General features: G+C 62.6%; 15 protein-coding genes and 2 pseudogenes. 10 read left to right on the top strand and 7 right to left on the bottom strand.

Going from position 1 to position 15,978, the window contains the following annotated elements; all coding sequences use genetic code 11:
- Window positions 1-171: 171 nt before the first annotated feature.
- The gene (locus EA346_RS11740) at window positions 172-360 is read right to left on the bottom strand and encodes a hypothetical protein (RefSeq protein ID WP_296758784.1); all 189 of its coding nucleotides are present in this window, start codon (window positions 358-360) and stop codon (window positions 172-174) included.
- On the opposite strand from EA346_RS11740, the pseudogene EA346_RS11735 reads away from it, so the two are divergent.
- The 6 genes and pseudogenes from EA346_RS11735 to EA346_RS11710 form a co-directional block, all read left to right on the top strand.
- Window positions 329-619, top strand: a pseudogene (locus EA346_RS11735) (MFS transporter); the annotation flags it as partial. The gene EA346_RS11740 and the pseudogene EA346_RS11735 overlap by 32 nt on opposite strands.
- Before the next feature lie 35 nt (window positions 620-654).
- Complete coding sequence (locus EA346_RS11730; protein ID WP_296758782.1) at window positions 655-828, top strand: hypothetical protein; 174 nt, start codon at window positions 655-657, stop codon at window positions 826-828.
- A 59-nt stretch (window positions 829-887) separates the two neighbouring features.
- Window positions 888-2,987, top strand: a complete 2,100-nt coding sequence (locus EA346_RS11725; RefSeq protein ID WP_296758781.1) for a RecQ family ATP-dependent DNA helicase — start codon at window positions 888-890, stop codon at window positions 2,985-2,987.
- 1 nt (window position 2,988) lies between these two features.
- Window positions 2,989-4,305: a DNA-processing protein DprA gene (locus EA346_RS11720; RefSeq protein ID WP_296758780.1), complete on the top strand. Its 1,317-nt coding sequence runs from the start codon at window positions 2,989-2,991 to the stop codon at window positions 4,303-4,305.
- 111 nt (window positions 4,306-4,416) lie between these two features.
- A pseudogene (locus tag EA346_RS11715) lies at window positions 4,417-4,845 on the top strand (DNA polymerase IV); the annotation flags it as partial.
- A 398-nt stretch (window positions 4,846-5,243) separates the two neighbouring features.
- Window positions 5,244-5,681, top strand: a complete 438-nt coding sequence (locus EA346_RS11710) for a hypothetical protein (RefSeq protein ID WP_296758776.1) — start codon at window positions 5,244-5,246, stop codon at window positions 5,679-5,681.
- Here EA346_RS11710 and ybaK read toward each other — a convergent pair.
- Window positions 5,666-6,193, bottom strand: coding sequence for a Cys-tRNA(Pro) deacylase (gene ybaK / locus EA346_RS11705; RefSeq protein ID WP_296758774.1), 528 nt, complete (start codon window positions 6,191-6,193; stop codon window positions 5,666-5,668). The two genes, EA346_RS11710 and ybaK, sit on opposite strands and share 16 nt — an antisense overlap.
- A gap of 277 nt (window positions 6,194-6,470) precedes the next feature.
- On the opposite strand from ybaK, the gene EA346_RS11700 reads away from it, so the two are divergent.
- The 3 genes from EA346_RS11700 (at window position 6,471) to EA346_RS11690 (ending at window position 10,382) form a co-directional block, all read left to right on the top strand.
- A complete protein-coding gene (locus EA346_RS11700) occupies window positions 6,471-9,671 on the top strand; it encodes a CheR family methyltransferase (RefSeq protein WP_296758773.1) in 3,201 nt (1,066 codons plus the stop codon).
- Window positions 9,661-10,044 (top strand): response regulator, encoded by a 384-nt coding sequence (locus tag EA346_RS11695; protein WP_296758772.1) that lies wholly within the window; start codon window positions 9,661-9,663, stop codon window positions 10,042-10,044. Before EA346_RS11700 ends, EA346_RS11695 begins: the two co-directional genes overlap by 11 nt.
- 170 nt (window positions 10,045-10,214) lie before the next feature.
- Window positions 10,215-10,382 carry a rubredoxin gene (locus tag EA346_RS11690; protein WP_296758771.1) on the top strand — a complete coding sequence of 56 codons (168 nt, stop codon included), beginning with the start codon at window positions 10,215-10,217 and terminating at the stop codon, window positions 10,380-10,382.
- A 24-nt stretch (window positions 10,383-10,406) separates the two neighbouring features.
- Here EA346_RS11690 and EA346_RS11685 read toward each other — a convergent pair whose 3' ends face one another.
- Window positions 10,407-11,420, bottom strand: coding sequence for a fatty acid desaturase (locus EA346_RS11685; protein ID WP_296758770.1), 1,014 nt, complete (start codon window positions 11,418-11,420; stop codon window positions 10,407-10,409).
- A 23-nt stretch (window positions 11,421-11,443) separates the two neighbouring features.
- Window positions 11,444-12,364, bottom strand: coding sequence for a sugar phosphate isomerase/epimerase (locus EA346_RS11680; protein WP_296758768.1), 921 nt, complete (start codon window positions 12,362-12,364; stop codon window positions 11,444-11,446).
- Between the two features lie 197 nt (window positions 12,365-12,561).
- On the opposite strand from EA346_RS11680, the gene EA346_RS11675 reads away from it, so the two are divergent.
- Complete coding sequence (locus tag EA346_RS11675; protein ID WP_296758767.1) at window positions 12,562-12,918, top strand: hypothetical protein; 357 nt, start codon at window positions 12,562-12,564, stop codon at window positions 12,916-12,918.
- Between the two features lie 26 nt (window positions 12,919-12,944).
- Here EA346_RS11675 and EA346_RS11670 read toward each other — a convergent pair whose 3' ends face one another.
- The 3 genes from EA346_RS11670 to EA346_RS11660 are packed head-to-tail and all read right to left on the bottom strand — an operon-like array spanning window position 12,945 to window position 15,650.
- Window positions 12,945-13,781: an ABC transporter ATP-binding protein gene (locus EA346_RS11670; RefSeq protein ID WP_296758765.1), complete on the bottom strand. Its 837-nt coding sequence runs from the start codon at window positions 13,779-13,781 to the stop codon at window positions 12,945-12,947.
- Window positions 13,768-14,808: an ABC transporter substrate-binding protein gene (locus tag EA346_RS11665; protein ID WP_296758764.1), complete on the bottom strand. Its 1,041-nt coding sequence runs from the start codon at window positions 14,806-14,808 to the stop codon at window positions 13,768-13,770. Before EA346_RS11665 ends, EA346_RS11670 begins: the two co-directional genes overlap by 14 nt.
- An 11-nt stretch (window positions 14,809-14,819) precedes the next feature.
- Window positions 14,820-15,650: an ABC transporter permease gene (locus EA346_RS11660; protein ID WP_296758763.1), complete on the bottom strand. Its 831-nt coding sequence runs from the start codon at window positions 15,648-15,650 to the stop codon at window positions 14,820-14,822.
- Between the last annotated feature and the right edge of the window lie 328 nt (window positions 15,651-15,978).

Here is a 15,978-nt window from a genome sequence, read left to right as displayed (position 1 = left end):
GGTTCATGTACCCGTAGACATACAGCTTCAGCAGCGTCGCCGGGTGATACCCCGGGACGGCCCGTCGCCGACGCTTCGGTGGCAAAGCCCAGACCCTGCAGATCCAGTTCATCCACGAAGACATCGATGACGCGCGCCCCGCGGTCACGGATGCAATGCTGGGCCCTAAAATCACCGGCTGAAGCAGAGGAGGCCGGCATGGACAAGCACAAGGCAGCCGAGGCCTATGATCACCTGACGCACGGGATTCGCGAGAACCTCGGCCAGTTCGGCCAGCAACTGGTCCAGGTGTTCTTCGTCGGCCTGACCATCGGAATGATGCGCACGGTCGTTTGCCGCCGCGGTGACCGGTCTCGGCATGGCCTTGCTGTATCCCAACCTGAGTGCGGCGGTTGCGGACATCGCGCATCCCAACTGGCGCGGTTCGGCGATCGGTACCTACCGATTCTGGCGGGATCTGGGTTACGCTGTGGGCGCCTTGGGGCTGGGCATCGTGGCCCATCTCGGCGGCTCAGTCACCTGGGGTTTCTGGTTCGTGGTGATCGCGATGTTTGCCTCCGGTGCCCTGGTCTGGTGGTGGGGCGAGGAGACTCATCCGCGCCTGAACCCGGCCGACTGAAGGAACCGCAGACACACGATGACACACCCACTTTGTTGACCGTAGTCGCCAACCTCGGGATCGCCTGGCCAAAGGCGAAGGTTGGTTTGGCGATCACCGACGAAGACCGTGTCGCCGCCACGGCCGCCGGTTGGCATGCTGGGCAGATGATGGACGCATTGCAGGACATCCAGACCTTTGTGGCAAAGACAAAGAGTTTCAAGAAATGAGGTGGTAGCTCACCTCGGAAAAGGACGGACATCGCCGGATCAACCATGGAGGGGCAGGCGTGACCGATCGTTCAAAGGCAGAGGGCTTGCTTCAGCGCGCCTTAAATAGTCCAGAGGCTCGTTTTCGCGAAGGCCAGTGGGAAGCCATCGACGCGTTGGTGAATCAGCGACGGAAGCTGCTGGTCGTCGAGCGTACCGGCTGGGGTAAGAGCTCCGTGTATTTCATCGCAACCCGGATCCTGCGGGATCAGGGCAGGGGTCCTACGCTTATCGTTTCGCCGCTGCTTGCGCTGATGCGCAACCAGATCATTGCCGCGGAACGCCTGGGAATCCGGGCGCTGAGCATCAACTCCACCAACAGGGATGATTGGCCGCGCCTGAACCAAGAGATCCTCGCAGATCAAGTGGACGCCCTGTTGATTTCCCCGGAGCGGCTGGCCAACGACGATTTCGTCCAGAACGTTCTTTTGCCGGTGGCCAATCGGATCGGGATGCTCGTGGTCGACGAAGCGCACTGCATCTCCGATTGGGGGCACGATTTCCGGCCTGACTACCAGCGGCTGGTGAACGTGCTGAAACGGCTCCCTGCCAACCTGCCGGTACTGGGCACGACAGCCACCGCCAACAACCGGGTGGTGGACGACGTTCTCGGGCAACTTGGTGATATCGGAGTACAACGGGGCCCGCTGGCCCGCGAGACCCTGGCGCTGCAAACATTGCGGTTGCCCGATCAATCAGCACGTCTGGCCTGGTTGGCGGAGCACCTGCCCGAACTGCCGGGTACGGGTATCGTGTACACGCTCACGAAGCGCGACGCAGAGCAGGTGGCGGAGTGGTTGCGGCACAAGGGCATCGTCGCCCAGGCCTATTACAGTGGGGTCGAGCACCCGGACTTTCCCGATAGCAATGCCTATCGGGAATTCCTCGAGGATCAATTGCTCGGCAACCAGCTCAAGGCCCTCGTTGCCACGACAGCTCTGGGCATGGGATACGACAAGCCCGATCTCGGGTTTGTGGTGCATTACCAGGCGCCAGGCTCCATTGTGTCCTACTACCAGCAGGTGGGAAGGGCGGGGCGCGCAATCGACCATGCGGTCGGGGTGCTCTTGTCGGGCCGCGAGGACGATGACATTCAGGAGTACTTCCGCACCAGCGCGTTTCCCGATGAATCGCATGTACATGCCATCCTTAGGGCGCTCGGGGAGAGTGATGGTCTTGCGATGCGTGACCTCGAAGAAGCCGTGAATCTGCGGCAGGGGCAGATCGAGAAAGTGCTCAAACTGCTGTCCGTCGAAAATCCTTCGCCCGTTTTCAAGCAGGGATCGAAGTGGGTTCGTACCCCGGTAACGTATCGAATCGACCATGCGCGCGTCGCGCGCCTGACTGCACAGCGTGAACTGGAGTGGGAGGAGGTTCAGACCTACCTCGATACGAGGCAATGCCTGATGGAGTATCTCGGGCATTCGCTGGACGATCCCGATCCACGCGGTTGCGGAAGGTGCTCGGTGTGCAGAGGGTCTCCGGTGGTCAATGAATCCTTTACCCGCGAACTCGCAGCGGGTGCGGCGCGGTTTCTGCGGCATGCGGAGCAGCCCCTGGAATGCAAGCGACAGGTGGCGAAAGGTGCGTTCTCCCGCTACGGTTGGCGGGGAAACCTAGCCGCAGGGCTTCGTTCGGAAACCGGGCGGATCCTTTCCCGGTGGGGCGATGCAGGATGGGGCAGAGTGGTCGCTGAGGACAAGCATGCGGGAAGGTTTCGGGACGAACTGGTGTCGGCGGCGGCCGAGATGCTGCGGGAACGTTGGCGACCCGAACCCTGCCCTGAGTGGGTGACGTGCATCCCATCGCTACGGCATCCTTCGCTGGTCCCCGACTTTGCCGAACGGCTCGCCGGGCGACTCGGTTTGCCGTATGTGCCGGCCATCCAGAAAGCACAGGACAACGAGCCACAGGAGATGCAGCAGAACCGTTTTCATCAGTGCCGGAACCTCGATGGTGCATTCTCAGTAATGCCTGGCATCCCTTCTGGGCCGGTTCTGCTGGTCGACGATATCGTCGACTCCGGCTGGACGATGACTGTGGCTGCGGCGTTGCTGAGGGAAGCCGGAGCAGGGCTCGTGTGGCCGATGGCATTGGCGACGACGAGCACGGGAAACTGAAATGAACATCAGTACTCAGGCCCAGGCCGTGCTCCTGCTCAATGCGTGGTTTTCCAAGCCGGAAAAGGGCGAACCCAAGCCGCTCACGCCGGCCGAATGGGGGCGGCTGGCGCTGTGGCTCCGGGACAATAAACGTTCTCCCGAGGGCTTGCTGGCAGAGCAGGATGCGTTGGCAGATCTCGACCGCTGGCAAGACCGAAGCATTACGGCTGAGCGTGTCGCCTGGCTGCTGGGGCGTTCCGGCGGTTTGGGATTGGCTTTGGAGCGCTGGGAGCGGGCTGGGCTGTGGGTGATGATCCGCAGCGACGCGGACTATCCGCCCCGGTTGAAGAAGCGGCTCGGTGTTCAGGCGCCACCCCTTTTCTTCGGTTGCGGCTCCAGAGGGCTTCTCGCCGGTAGCGGGTTGGCCGTGGTGGGTTCCAGAGATGCGAACCCCGACGATCTCGCATTTACCGAGCATCTCGGTGCAATTGCGGCGCAACAGGGATTCTCCGTGGTGTCCGGCGGCGCGCGCGGTGTGGACGAAGCCGCCATGCTGGGGGCGCTTGAAAGGAGTGGGACCGCGGTCGGGGTGGTGGCAGACCAGCTGCTCCGTGCAGCCACCTCCTCGAAGTATCGCAAGGCGCTGATGGCCGGAAACCTGGTGCTCATATCACCGTTCAACCCGGAGGCGCGGTTCGAGGTGGGCAATGCCATGGCCCGAAACAAGTACATCTACTGCCTCAGTGATGCCGCGGTGGTGGTCGCTTCGAGTCAGGGCAAGGGCGGGACGTGGAGCGGTGCGATCGAGAATCTGAAACGGGGTTGGGTGCCGCTCTGGGTGAGGAAGCCCGCGGATGCCCGAGCGGGTTCCGGTAACGCCGCGTTGGTGAAGCAAGGGGGACGCTGGCTACCACCAGAAGTTACGGCCTTGGGTGAACTGCTGGATGTTGATCGACCGAAGCCTGTCGGAGGTGAGCAGGGCGGTCTGTTCGACAATCCGCCAAACCGGGTGAAATCGACAGAAATTCATGAGCCATCCAATATCGTGCTCGCCTCAGATATGTCCGAGGCTGAGAGCGCCATTACGCCTGAGTCCGCCACGTCCGCGGTCCACTCGATCGACAAGGTTCCTGATCTTTACGCTGTCTTCCTGCTCAACCTTGCGGGCATCACGCGCGACGAGCCGATGGGGCCAGATGAATTGATGCAGCATCTGGAGATCTGCAAGACTCAACTCAATGAGTGGCTCAAGCGGGCGCTCGCGGAAGGCGCCGTGAAGAAGCTGAAAAACCCGGTCCGTTATCGAGTTGTGGCAACCAAAGCGGAAACACGCTAACGCGGACGAAGTTGGCCATGCCGATTACGGCCTTCGGCCTTCCACCTCCCGAGAATTGTGTTTCCTGATGTCGTATTGTGTCCCTATTTCATTGATCGGTCTGCATTCGGGCATGGGGCTGCGTACGGGCGGGACGACCGGCCGGTGCTCACGGAAACCGAACGCAAGTCAGTCAGCCGCGAAACGACCTTCGAGCACGACCTTCATCCACGGCAGGACCGTGCGCAGCTCACCGACATCCTCACCACCCTCTGCGACCGGGTGGCTGCCGATCTGCACGGGCTCGGTGTGCGCGGACGAACCGTCGGAATCAAGCTTCGCTACGCGGACTTCCGCACGCTGACCCGTGACCTCACGGTGCGCGAGCCGCTCGACGATCCGGAAGGCCTGTTGGCCGCGAGCCGGGAGTGCCTGCGGCGGGCACCCCCGGACCGGCCGCTGCGACTTCTGGGTGTGCGCGTGAGTACCTTGGTGCCGGTCGATGAGGCCACCGAAGACCCGGGATCCTGGGTGCAGGGCGAGTTGGCCTTTGACGAGTGAGCCTGCCGGGCTCTGGTAAGGCCGGGTCGCCGAGTTGTAAAACGTCCCGCATTCAGGGGGTGCACGCTTACGAGATGGCCCCCGATCGTCCGACAGCAGGAACCATGCGCGGCAGGGGAGGTTATTTCCGGCGATGGTAAAAAACAAAACTGGCCCGGCAGCCACGACGCGATGGGAAATCGTCATCGCCACCGCGCAATCATCCGGGCCCACACCCAATGAGCAGTGGCCACACCGTCCACGCTGGAGACGCTGGTTCGGTGGTATCCAATATCAAAAAGCCCGTGTTGTCTGAGCATCGCACCCAAGTCTTCCTTGAATCATGTCGACACTTACGGAACAAAGTGTGACAAATCCAATCTGATGGCATTAACCCAACCGCAACAAAAGGATCAGTCGTGAGCAAGACCGCAAAGAAAATCCAGGATCTGAGCGCTGAGGAACTGTATGCCCTCGCGCGGGAACGCGAGAAAGAGGAAGAGGAACTGCAGGAGAAGGAGTTCAGCGAGAAGCGTGACGAGCTGAAAGCGAAAAGGAAAGAGCTTGTTGCCCGGCAGCGCAAGGAACTGGCGGCCCTGGAGCGGGAAATTCAGAAGCTGGGGGGCGCGTCCGGGCGTCAGGCTTCCGTCAAGAGACGTCGCGGGAATGGAACGGCCACCATCAGCGGTCAACTCTGCGACATCGTCGCCACGGAGCCGGAAATGACCATCGCCGAAATTCGCGAGAAGGCCGAGAGTGCAGGGGTCGATACCACGAATCTTTCCCAGACGCTGGCCTACCTCAAGCGCCAGGGCCGGGTGGCTTCGCCCCGTCGTGGGGTCTATACGACGCCCTGACCGGGCGGATACTTTTCAAGCTGCTTTTCAGCTTGGCTCACCCGAACGAGCACGGGTTGCAAGACGCGAAGCAGGTCCGCCGTATCCAGCGAGATGATGTAACCGCGCTTGCCGCCGTTGATATACACGCGGGGCAGTGCGGCGATGCTGGCCTCGCAATACACTGGCATCTTCCGCCGGGTGCCGAAGGGCGAGGTTCCACCCACTTGATAGCCCGAGTGCCGGTCGGCCACCGCTGGCGCGCAGGGCTCCACGTGCCTGGCGCCGATCTGCCGTGCCAGCTCTCGCACCGACACCTGGCGATCCCCGTGCATCAGCACCACCATCGGGGCCCTGGTGTCGTCGTCCATGATCAGGGTCTTGATCACATGGTGCTCATCCACGCCCAGCTCGCGCGCGAACTGTGCGGTGCCCCCGCCCGCGACATAGCGGTAGGGGTGCCCTTCGAACCGGACCCCGGCAGCACGCAACTCCCGCACTGCCTGCGTTACCGGTTCCTTTTCCTTCCCCATAATGCCCCCCTTGTTCCGAGATCGGCGCCACGGCAGATCGGCTATACCCGAGGCCGTGATTGAGGATCCCTCCAGGGCCCGCGTGATGATGGGCCTCGGACGCTTTGATGCAAGGCCCGAAATGGCAGCCACCTGATGCAGTAGACGTTGCCGGTATTCGTTCTGCAATAGCCTCTAGCGGGCCATGCGGGAAGTTGCTGGAACCCTGTCACACGGGCTGATAAGCTGTAAAAACAATGATGCGCTGGCTCCAACAAAACTTGGCCGCGACTTGGTGATGACCACCTCTGGGACCTTCCCCATCGTGGGCGTCGGTGCTTCGGCAGGCGGTCTGGAACCGTTGCAGAAATTGCTGGGGTTGATGCCGCGCGAACCGGCGATGGCCTTCGTGATCATCACCCACCTCAATCCCCAGCACGTCAGCATGCTGCCGGAAATCCTCGCACGGGCGACCTGGATGGACGTGCGTGCGGCCAGGGACGGGGATCGGATCGAGCCGGGATCGGTGCGGGTATTGGCCCCCAACAGTGTCCTGACCATCGAGGCGGAACAACTTCGCTCGCGCGAACCCGAACCCAACCGCGTTGAGCGCAACCCGATCGACATCTTCCTGGCCTCGCTGGCAAGCGATCAGGCTGAGCGTGCCGTCGGCATCGTCCTGTCCGGGGGCGGTTCGGACGGCGCGCTGGGGCTCAAGGCCATCAAGGAGCACGGGGGCTTCACCTTCGTTCAGGGCAGCGATCACTCGGAGCCGCGCCACAGCAGCATGCCGAGAAGCGCGATCGCTACCGGCATGATCGACATGGTCCTGCCCATCGAAGAGATCCCGGACCAGCTCGTCCATCTTGCGAGGGTCACCCAGGGCATGGCGGCGGATGCCGGGTCCGACGAGGAGCGGATTGCAGCGGCACAGAAAGTCATTTGCACGATCATCCAGCGCCAACTCGGGCACGACTTCAGCGGCTACAAGGCCTCGACCTTCCTGCGTCGTATTCGGCGGCGCCAGGGTCTGCTGAGGCTGCAGGACCTCGAAGCCTATCAGGAACGCTTGCGGGAGGATCCGGACGAAGTAAATGCCCTGTTCCAGGATCTGCTCATCCACGTAACGAGCTTTTTCCGCGATCAGGAGGCTTTTGAGGCACTGGCCCACTGCATTCACCGCTTGCTGGAGGAAAAAGGTCCTGACGATCCGCTGCGTGTCTGGGTGCCCGGTTGCTCGACCGGCGAAGAGGCCTACTCGCTCGCGATCCTGCTGCAGGAAGAGATGGGCCGCGCCGGGGTCGCGCCCGCTGTGCAATTGTTTGCCACGGACATCGATGCAGCGGCGATTGATATCGCGCGCGTCGGTCGGTATCCGACCGCCATGCTCGAGGAGCGGATCTCACCGGAACGCCTGCAGCGATTCTTCGTCGCCGAAGGACAGACCTGCAGGGTCAAACAGGAAACACGCGATCTGTGTGTCTTCTCCACGCACAGCCTCGTCCGGGATCCTCCCTTTTCCCGCCTCGACCTGATCTCATGCCGAAACCTGCTGATCTACCTGACGTCCGATTTGCAGCGCAAGATCATTCCGATATTCCATTATGCCCTTCGGCCGGGCGGCTATCTGTTCCTTGGCTCGGCTGAGAACGTCTCCCACCACGGCGACCTGTTCACCACCGTCGATGCGAAGAAACGCATCTTCCAACGCAATGACCAGACGTCGACGCCAATTCCCTTCCCTGTCTACCTCGCGGGCGAGCGGCTGCCGTCCGTGGCAGCACGCGGGCCACACCCGATCGCTACGGGAAACAGCGCGCGCCATCTGGCCGAGACCCGTGTGCTCCAACGGTTCGCCCCTGCCTTCGTGGTCATCGACGAGGCAGGCGAGGTCTTGCACTACTCTGGGCGCACCGGGAAATACCTGGAAGCGCCGCCGGGCGCTCCGACGCGGCAATTGATCCCCCAGGCGCGCAAGGACCTGCGTCTGGAACTGTCGTCGGCGCTTGCCGAGGCGAGGCATACGAGCGCTCCCGTGCACCGCCCGAACCTGTACGTGCAGTTGGATGATCGCCGTCAGCGTTTCGATCTCACCATCGAGTCGATCGCCGCTCCTGACCAGAGCCGCGTGTTCGTCGTGGTCTTCGATGACGCCGGATCACCGCTGTCGGAGGAGCAGGCATCGGGCTTGCAACAATCCGCGGCCAGTGCGGACGAGGTCACCGAGCATCTCGAACGCGAATTGCAGGAGACTCGCGATCGCCTGCAGTCGGTGATCGAGGAGTACGAAACGGCGATCGAGGAGTTGCGATCCTCGAACGAGGAACTCGTTTCGATGAACGAGGAACTGCAATCCACGACGGAGGAACTGGAGACCGCCAAGGAGGAACAACAATCCGTCAATGAAGAGCTGCAGACGGTGAATCAGGAACTGCGAAAAAAGGTTGAGCAGCTTGCGCGGGCAACCGACGACATGCGCAACCTCTTCGCGAGCGCCCACATCGCCACCCTGCTTCTGGACCAGAACCTTGTGATCCGCAGCTTCACGCCCGATGCGAGCACCATCTTCAATCTGATCGACAGCGATGTCGGCCGCCGCTTGCCCGACTTCTCACACCGGCTGGATTACCCGGAACTGCGGGATGACCTGACGCATACGGCCACCCGTGGAGAACCGCGCGAACGGCAGGTCGCCACCCTGGGCGACGACGGGGATCCGCCGCTCCACTATTTGGCCCGCCTGCAGCCCTATCGGTCGGAGTCCGGAACGGTCGACGGCGTCGTGGCCTCGTTCGTGGATGTGACCCGGCTGGTCGAGGCCGAACGGCATCAGCGTTACCTGTTGGCTGAACTGAACCATCGCGTCAAGAACATGCTGTCCATGGTGATCAGTCTGGCCACGCAGACCGAGGCCAGCAGCGACAATACAACGCAGTTCCTGGAGGTCTTTCAGGATCGCTTGCATGCGATGGCGCGGACCTTCGAACTGCTTTCGCGGGAACACTGGGGCAAGATCGCGTTGCGGGAGTTGCTGGAGGTCACGGTCGCTGCGCTGCCGGATGGCGGGCACGGTGCGATTCAACCCCAGGGTCCGGAGGTCGTGCTGCGGCCCAAGACCGCCCTGGCACTCGGCATGGTGATGCACGAGTTGGTCACGAACGCGGTCAAGTATGGCGCGCTCTCGGTCCCGGAAGGCGGTGTGACCGTCAACTGGCGCACGATGGCGCATAACGGCCAGGAGGTCGAAATCGATTGGCTGGAACAGGGCGGCCCACCGGTGCCCGAAACCGTGGCCGAGGGCTTCGGAACGAAACTGATCCAGGGTGAAATCGCGCATACCCTCCGGGGGCGATGCGAACTGAAATTCGAGCCTGACGGGCTGCGCGCGCATATAGCGTTTCCTGCGGCGGAGAACCTTGCCGAGGGCGGCCCGTCACGCCGAGGGGACGGGCGCGAAGCAGGGAAACACAAGGCGAAGGCGGTGGGTCATGAAGGGTGACGATGACGGGCTTTCGGGCCTTCGGGTCTTTCTGGCCGAGGACTATTATGCGATCGCAGCAGCGCTCGCGATGCTGCTCGAGCACTTTGGCTGCCGGATCGTGGCCACGGCTTCCAGCGCGGCCGATGCTCAGGCCATCGCCGACGACGTGGATGCCGACTGTGCACTGCTCGACATCAACCTCGGTGACGGGTCCTGCTACCCGGCCGCTCTGCGTTGCCGGGAACGCGGAATCCCGGTGATCTTTCTGTCCGGTTATGACGCGCCGTCGGATCTGCCGCCCGGCCTCGAGGACGCACCGCTACTGCTCAAGCCCGTGCATGCCGAGAGGGTGCGTCAAGCCTTGATGGCGCTGGATAACGTACGGTCATGACCTCCAGGCTGTGTGCTCCACGGACACGCGGCCGCTGATCCCGTCCGAACGTCATTGGTCATTCCGGGGCGTTTCAGGATCCCTCTGCACTTCCGTTAGAATTCGCGCGGTTGCCCGCGTGACCGTTGCTGTGCGACCGGCACAGACGCTACCGCGAGTCGGAGGGATTGATGAAGACGTACGAGTGCAATACCTGTGGTTTTCTCTACGATGAGGCCGAGGGGCTTCCGGATGAGGGATTCCCGCCTGGAACCCGATGGGAAGACATCCCGGACGACTGGGTCTGTCCCGAGTGCGGCGCCACGAAGTGGGACTTCACCCCCATCTCATTCGATTGAGCAGCGAACTTTCCGCAAGGCCCACTAGATGGGGGTGAGGAAAGACACCGCGTCGGCGCCGACGGCCTCACGGCGGCGCAGGCGTTCCCGAAAGTCCTCGGGGTCTGCGGAGTCGCCCATCACGCGCCGGACGCGGTGCCTGTGATACGCCGCCAGTTGCTCGGAAAACCCGAGTACCTGCGCGTGGTCTTCCGGAAACAGCTCTTGGTGCAGCGCGGGCAGGCGATACCAAGGCACCGTCGGGCGAGCATGGTGGGCATTGTGATAGCCGAAATTCAGGGTCCAGAGGTTGAGCCAGGGTGCTCGCAAAGACACGGGATTGGAGAAGGTGTGTGACTGTTCATAGACCGCATCGCCCCGGCGCGCGGGATCACCCCCCGACTCCAGCGTGAAACTCAGTTCGTAGTTGTGCTGGAACGCGTCCATGAATCGCAGCGCGTGCAGCATCAGGAACCAGGCGATCAGGTACAAGGCTGCAGCGAGCGGGTTCCAGGCCAGCACCAGCAGGAAAATGGTGCTGCGAACGGCGAGCACACCCAGTACCCGACCTCGTAGATGCCGGCGGCTCTCCCAGACGAACGGCAACAGAATCTGGGTCCAGTGCATCATCACCGGGAGTGCCGGAATGTACGCCCACTCCAGCACCTCGATGAGCCTGCGCAGCCGCGGGTGGCGATGCAGGAAAGCGACGTGGTCGAATGCAATGACGTCGGTATTGTCGACGTGGTGGCGCATATGCTTGCTGCGGATGTCCTCGAAGCGGGCGTAGGCGCTTGCGGCGATCCAGTTCAGCACACGCCCCAGCCGCGCGTTGTGTTCGTTTCGCCGAAACAGGGTGTTGTGCCCGCATTCATGCAGGAGGTAAGCGGCGATCACCATGGCGTGCGCCGTCAGCAGTGTCCCTGCCAGCAGCAACCAGGGATTGGCGGCCAACAGCAGCAGGCTGATGCCTCCGAAATAGCCAACGAATACGTAGGCGGTGACCGCGATAAGCGGCCAGAAGCTGCCGCGGTCCCGAAGCAGGGATTGCCGTTCCATCCGAAAACCTCCTCGGTGCGTCATCAAGTGGGTCTTGGCCAACCACCCGCTGAGTCGGGTGCGTTCCTCGGGTCCGTTGGTCTAACCTGCCGCGAATCAATCGACGAGTTGCGCCATTGCATGAAATGGCGCCGCTCCGCGTCGGCCATCCAGCGATTGATTTCCCACAGGTCGGCCACCGGCGCTCGTGTGAACGGAAGCTGGTGCAGATAGCCGTCCGGGCCGAACTCCGGGGTCATCGTTGTGCTGACGGCGCCGGCAGTCCTCTGGGCCTCCCAGAAAACTTCCCAGCAATGCTGATGACTCGACAGTGCCTCGGCATACTCCGGTGCGGCAGGGTGGGGGACTTGCGGACCCTGGTCGTAACCGACACGTGCGTGGATGTGCCGGACATTGGGCGCGATCGTGCGGATCGTCGGCATCTCGGTATCCATCAACCGCTCCGCCACCACGCACCAATGGCTGAGGTCGGCCGTCAAGCGGATCTCGGGAAGTTCGCCCACGATCTGTTCACAACGCCAGGGGTTGAACAGGCAACGGCTGCGGTGCGTCTCGAAGCAGAGTTCCAGGCCGAGTGACTCGGCCATATTCATGCCCGCCTCGAGGAAGCGCAGCACATCGGAGTGTGACCAGGCGTCGAGACCACCGATGCAGTTCACGCGGACTGGGCCGAACGGCGCGCAGGCCTTGAGCCCGGCTCGCAGGCCTTCGACATGGTCATGCAGGCTCAATCCCCGTTGAGGGACGTAGCCACCGCCAGTGACGATCTCGGCAATCCATGGCATACCGAGCCCATTCCGGACGGCGCCCAGTTCGCGCTGCTCCTCGTGTGAAGCCGGCGCCGGTGACTCGATGCCGGCGAATCCCGCCGAACGCGCCTCGGAGGCGAAGTCAGCCAGGCTTCCGTTCGTTCCCCAGCGCGTTCTGTAGAGCGAAAGTTTCATGATGCCTCCTGGTGCAGGCAAATTTACATGCAAAACTGCTAAGGTCAAGAATCCTGTTCAGGCCTGTGGCCGCTCATCCTCGTGATCCCACCGACAGTGTCACCCGTCATTCCGGAGGTGGTGGTATCCTCTGGGAAAACCAGCGAACCGGCCTTCCAATGCCCCGTCGTCACTCACTTGCCCGAAGAAAGAGTTTTGTGCTGGCGCTGCACGAGATCGATCGTTTCTGGGGCGAGGTCTTTCACGACGAGGCCTATTACGATCTCAACTACTCGGATCTCTTCACCCGTATGTGGCTGGCAGGGGACAGGCCGCTGAAGAAGACGGACCTCTATGTCTTCATGCCACGTGTCAGCCTCCGAACCGCGGTCAAGTATGTGCAGCGCGCGATCGAATCGGGCCTGCTGACGGAGACGGTCGACCCGGCAGACCGTCGCTCGAAACGGGTTGCGCTGTCGGCCGATCTCTCGCGAAACATCGAGGGGTTCATCGATCACGCCCTCACGACGTTCGACTCCGGGCCCTTCGGGCGTGATGCGAAAAAGGGCGGGTGATACCGTATTCCTGCACGGCCTCACCGCTACGCCGTTTGCTCGCTGGCTCTGGAACCCTCCGCGCGCATCATTTGCAGGATGTGTGACTCCATTTCCCCGTAGTCCGGTATCGCCTTCAGCGCGGCCTTGTCGAGACGGCGCTCGTCAGCACCGAACGTTGGCTCGATGATCTCGAGCAGGCGTCCCGGCCCACGACTGAAAAATGCGATGCGGTCACCCATGAAGATGGCCTCCTCGATGTCATGGGTCACCATCAACACGGTCATGCGTTCCTTGTGCACGATGCCAAGGACCAATTCCTGCATCTGCCAGCGGGTCTCCGGATCCAGTGCGCCGAAGGGCTCATCCATCAGCAGGATGTCGGGCTGGTTGGCGAGCGCGCGTGCAATGGCCACGCGCTGCCGCATGCCCCCGGAGAGCTGTTCCGGATAGGCCTTGCGAAAGGGCATGAGACCGATTCGGTCCAGAAAATAGTCCACCACCCCGCTGCGGCGCCCTGCGGCTGAACTGTTGATACGCAACCCATAGCCGACGTTTTCCTCGACTGTCAGCCAGGGGAAAGAGGTATAGGTCTGAAACACCATGCCGCGATCGCGGCCCGGACCGGTGACCTCACGGCCTGAAACCGTGATCCGGCCCTCGCTGATCGACTCCAGCCCGGCCACCATCCTCAGCAGCGTCGACTTGCCGCAACCCGACGGACCGAGCAGGACCCCCATGGCGCCGCGCTGAAGGTCGAACGAGACCGACTCCAGCGCGAGCCTTGGGGGTTCGCCACGGTTAGCCCCCGGGTACCGCTTGCTGACGGCTCCGATGCGTAGTTCGCCGAATTCCGACGACGTGTGGGATTCAGGGTGCGCCACGAGCCACCAGCCGCTCCATCACGTCAAACCGGATCCCCGCCTCGGGTTCGAGCGTCGTGTCGACGAGGCCGAAGCGCTCCCACCACTCGCTGGTCAGGGTCCAGTGATCCCGGATCTGTCCGTTGGATAGCCCGAGGGGTGGATCTCCTTCCAGCACGCCCATGAAGCGCGCCGACTCGTCCAGATTGAAGATGTGGATACCGCCCTCCTGCGTCTGACCGGTATTGCCGATCACCATTTCGACGTCACCGATTTCCAGCCCGAGGTTGCGCGCGATGATCCGGTTACCTTCCTCCGGGTTCTCCTTCCAGAAGGCAACGGCGTCGAAGTAGGCTTCCATCGCGCGGGTCGCCAACTCCGGATCCCGGTCCAGGAATGCCTCGCCCATGTACATGCCGTCCCCGAGCAGCGCAGTTTCGATCCAGTAGTCCTCGCTGGACGTTGCAACGACGCGCGCTCCCGGCATGTTTTCCAGCAGAACGCTGCCGAAGGGCTCCCAGAATTCCGCGGCAGCGACCTGGCCGCTCAGCATCGCGCCGACCGCGTCATCCATGATCAGGTTCACGAACTGCACCTGGTCGATGCTCACGCCGTTGTCCTCGAGCCAGATACCCATGAAGATCTGGGTGAGCCCCCCCTCCAGTACGGCGACCCGCTCGCCGATCAGGTCCTGCGCGGACTCGACGCCCGGACGCACGATGATCTTGTCGACCCCGTAGGAGGGATTCGTATAGGCGACGAGGCGGATCGGCGTACCCTCGGACGCCGCGATGGGGCCGTATTCGACGGTGCTCGACGACACATCGAGACGTCCGGCCGCCATCAGGGCGAAACTCTCGTATGGGTCCTCGATGACCTGAATGTTGAGGTTCAGGTCAGGCGCCAGATCCTTCTCCTTCGCGATGAACCAGAACCCGTATCCCGGCCAGGTGAACAGCGAGATGTTCACGGTCTCGCGGGCCTGGGCGGTGGTCATCGAGAGCAGCACGATGAGCGTTGCCAGTAACGGCGTGGTCAATCGTTTCATCTGAGTATCTCCTAAGGTTTGCGCGAGCGCTGTCGCGCGTAGGGGAAGAGCTTCCAGTGCAGAAGCCGGAACAACAGGTCGAGCAACAGGCCGAGGATGCCGATCATCACGATGCCGGCCATGACCTCATCGACACGGACGAAGCGTCGGGCACGCATGATCATGGCGCCGACTCCGTCGGTGGCGGCGACGATCTCGGCGATGATCAGGTACGTCCAGCTCACCGCGAGCATCTGCCTCGCGATATCCACGAGGCCGGGAAGGGACGCGCGGAACACCACCCCACCCAGCACCTGGCGGGTGGAGGCACCCAGGGTCAAGGCGGTCTCGATGAGTTCCATCCGCACGGACCGGACGTGGTCCGCAATGAGGGTCACGAGGAACCACACCACGCCGAGGAAGAGCAGGGCGATCTTCTGCGTGTCGCCCGCACCGAGCCACATGAGCAGCAGAGGGATGAATGCGGGCGCGGGTAGATACCGGAAAGGCGATACCAGTGGGTTGAAGAAGGCGGCCACCACGGGAAACGCTCCCATGAACAGCCCCAGTGGCAGCGCGAAGGCGAACGCGAGGGCAAAGCTGATCGCGACCCTGCGCAGGCTCGCCAGGACGTCGGCGTGAAAAGCCTGTTCGCGAAACAGGTTCTCCAGCGCGGAGAGTACTTGGGTCGGCGGCGGAAAGAGGCGCTGCGGTGCAAGGTCGGCGGTGGCTGCGTACTGCCAGGCACCGAGGAAGATCAACCAGGCAGCCGTCCCGAGCACGACGCGCTGGGTCACGCTGACGGGCCGCTGGAAAGCGATCCGCACGGCGCGTGGCTTCGATTGACGCCTCCAGATGTACATGCCTCGCTACCCCTGATCCGCCACGTTCCGCATCGTGCGGATGACTTGGTGGGGTACTGCAAGACGGATGCCAACGCGGACGGCAATATAAGTCACGTTTACATGCAAAGTTGCCTTGAAATATGCATGTGATGTGGGCTGGGAATGTGCCCAGGCGCACCGCGACGGTGCCGAGCGATGCGTGGCTGCATCAACGTGGTGCGTTTGGGGAAGGCGAGTTACTGCCCGGCCTTCCCCGATGCCGGGGTTGTCCAGTTAACCCCGACCACCCGGCTAACTGTCATGGACTCGGAGCGCGCCACCCCGAATGATGAAAGCACAAGCGCCT

The organism is Thioalkalivibrio sp. (assembly GCF_007692535.1).
Classification (GTDB): Bacteria; Pseudomonadota; Gammaproteobacteria; order Ectothiorhodospirales; family Ectothiorhodospiraceae; genus Thioalkalivibrio.
The sequence above is the reverse complement of the archived record's forward strand: the minus strand, read 5'-3'. Positions and strand labels throughout refer to the sequence as shown.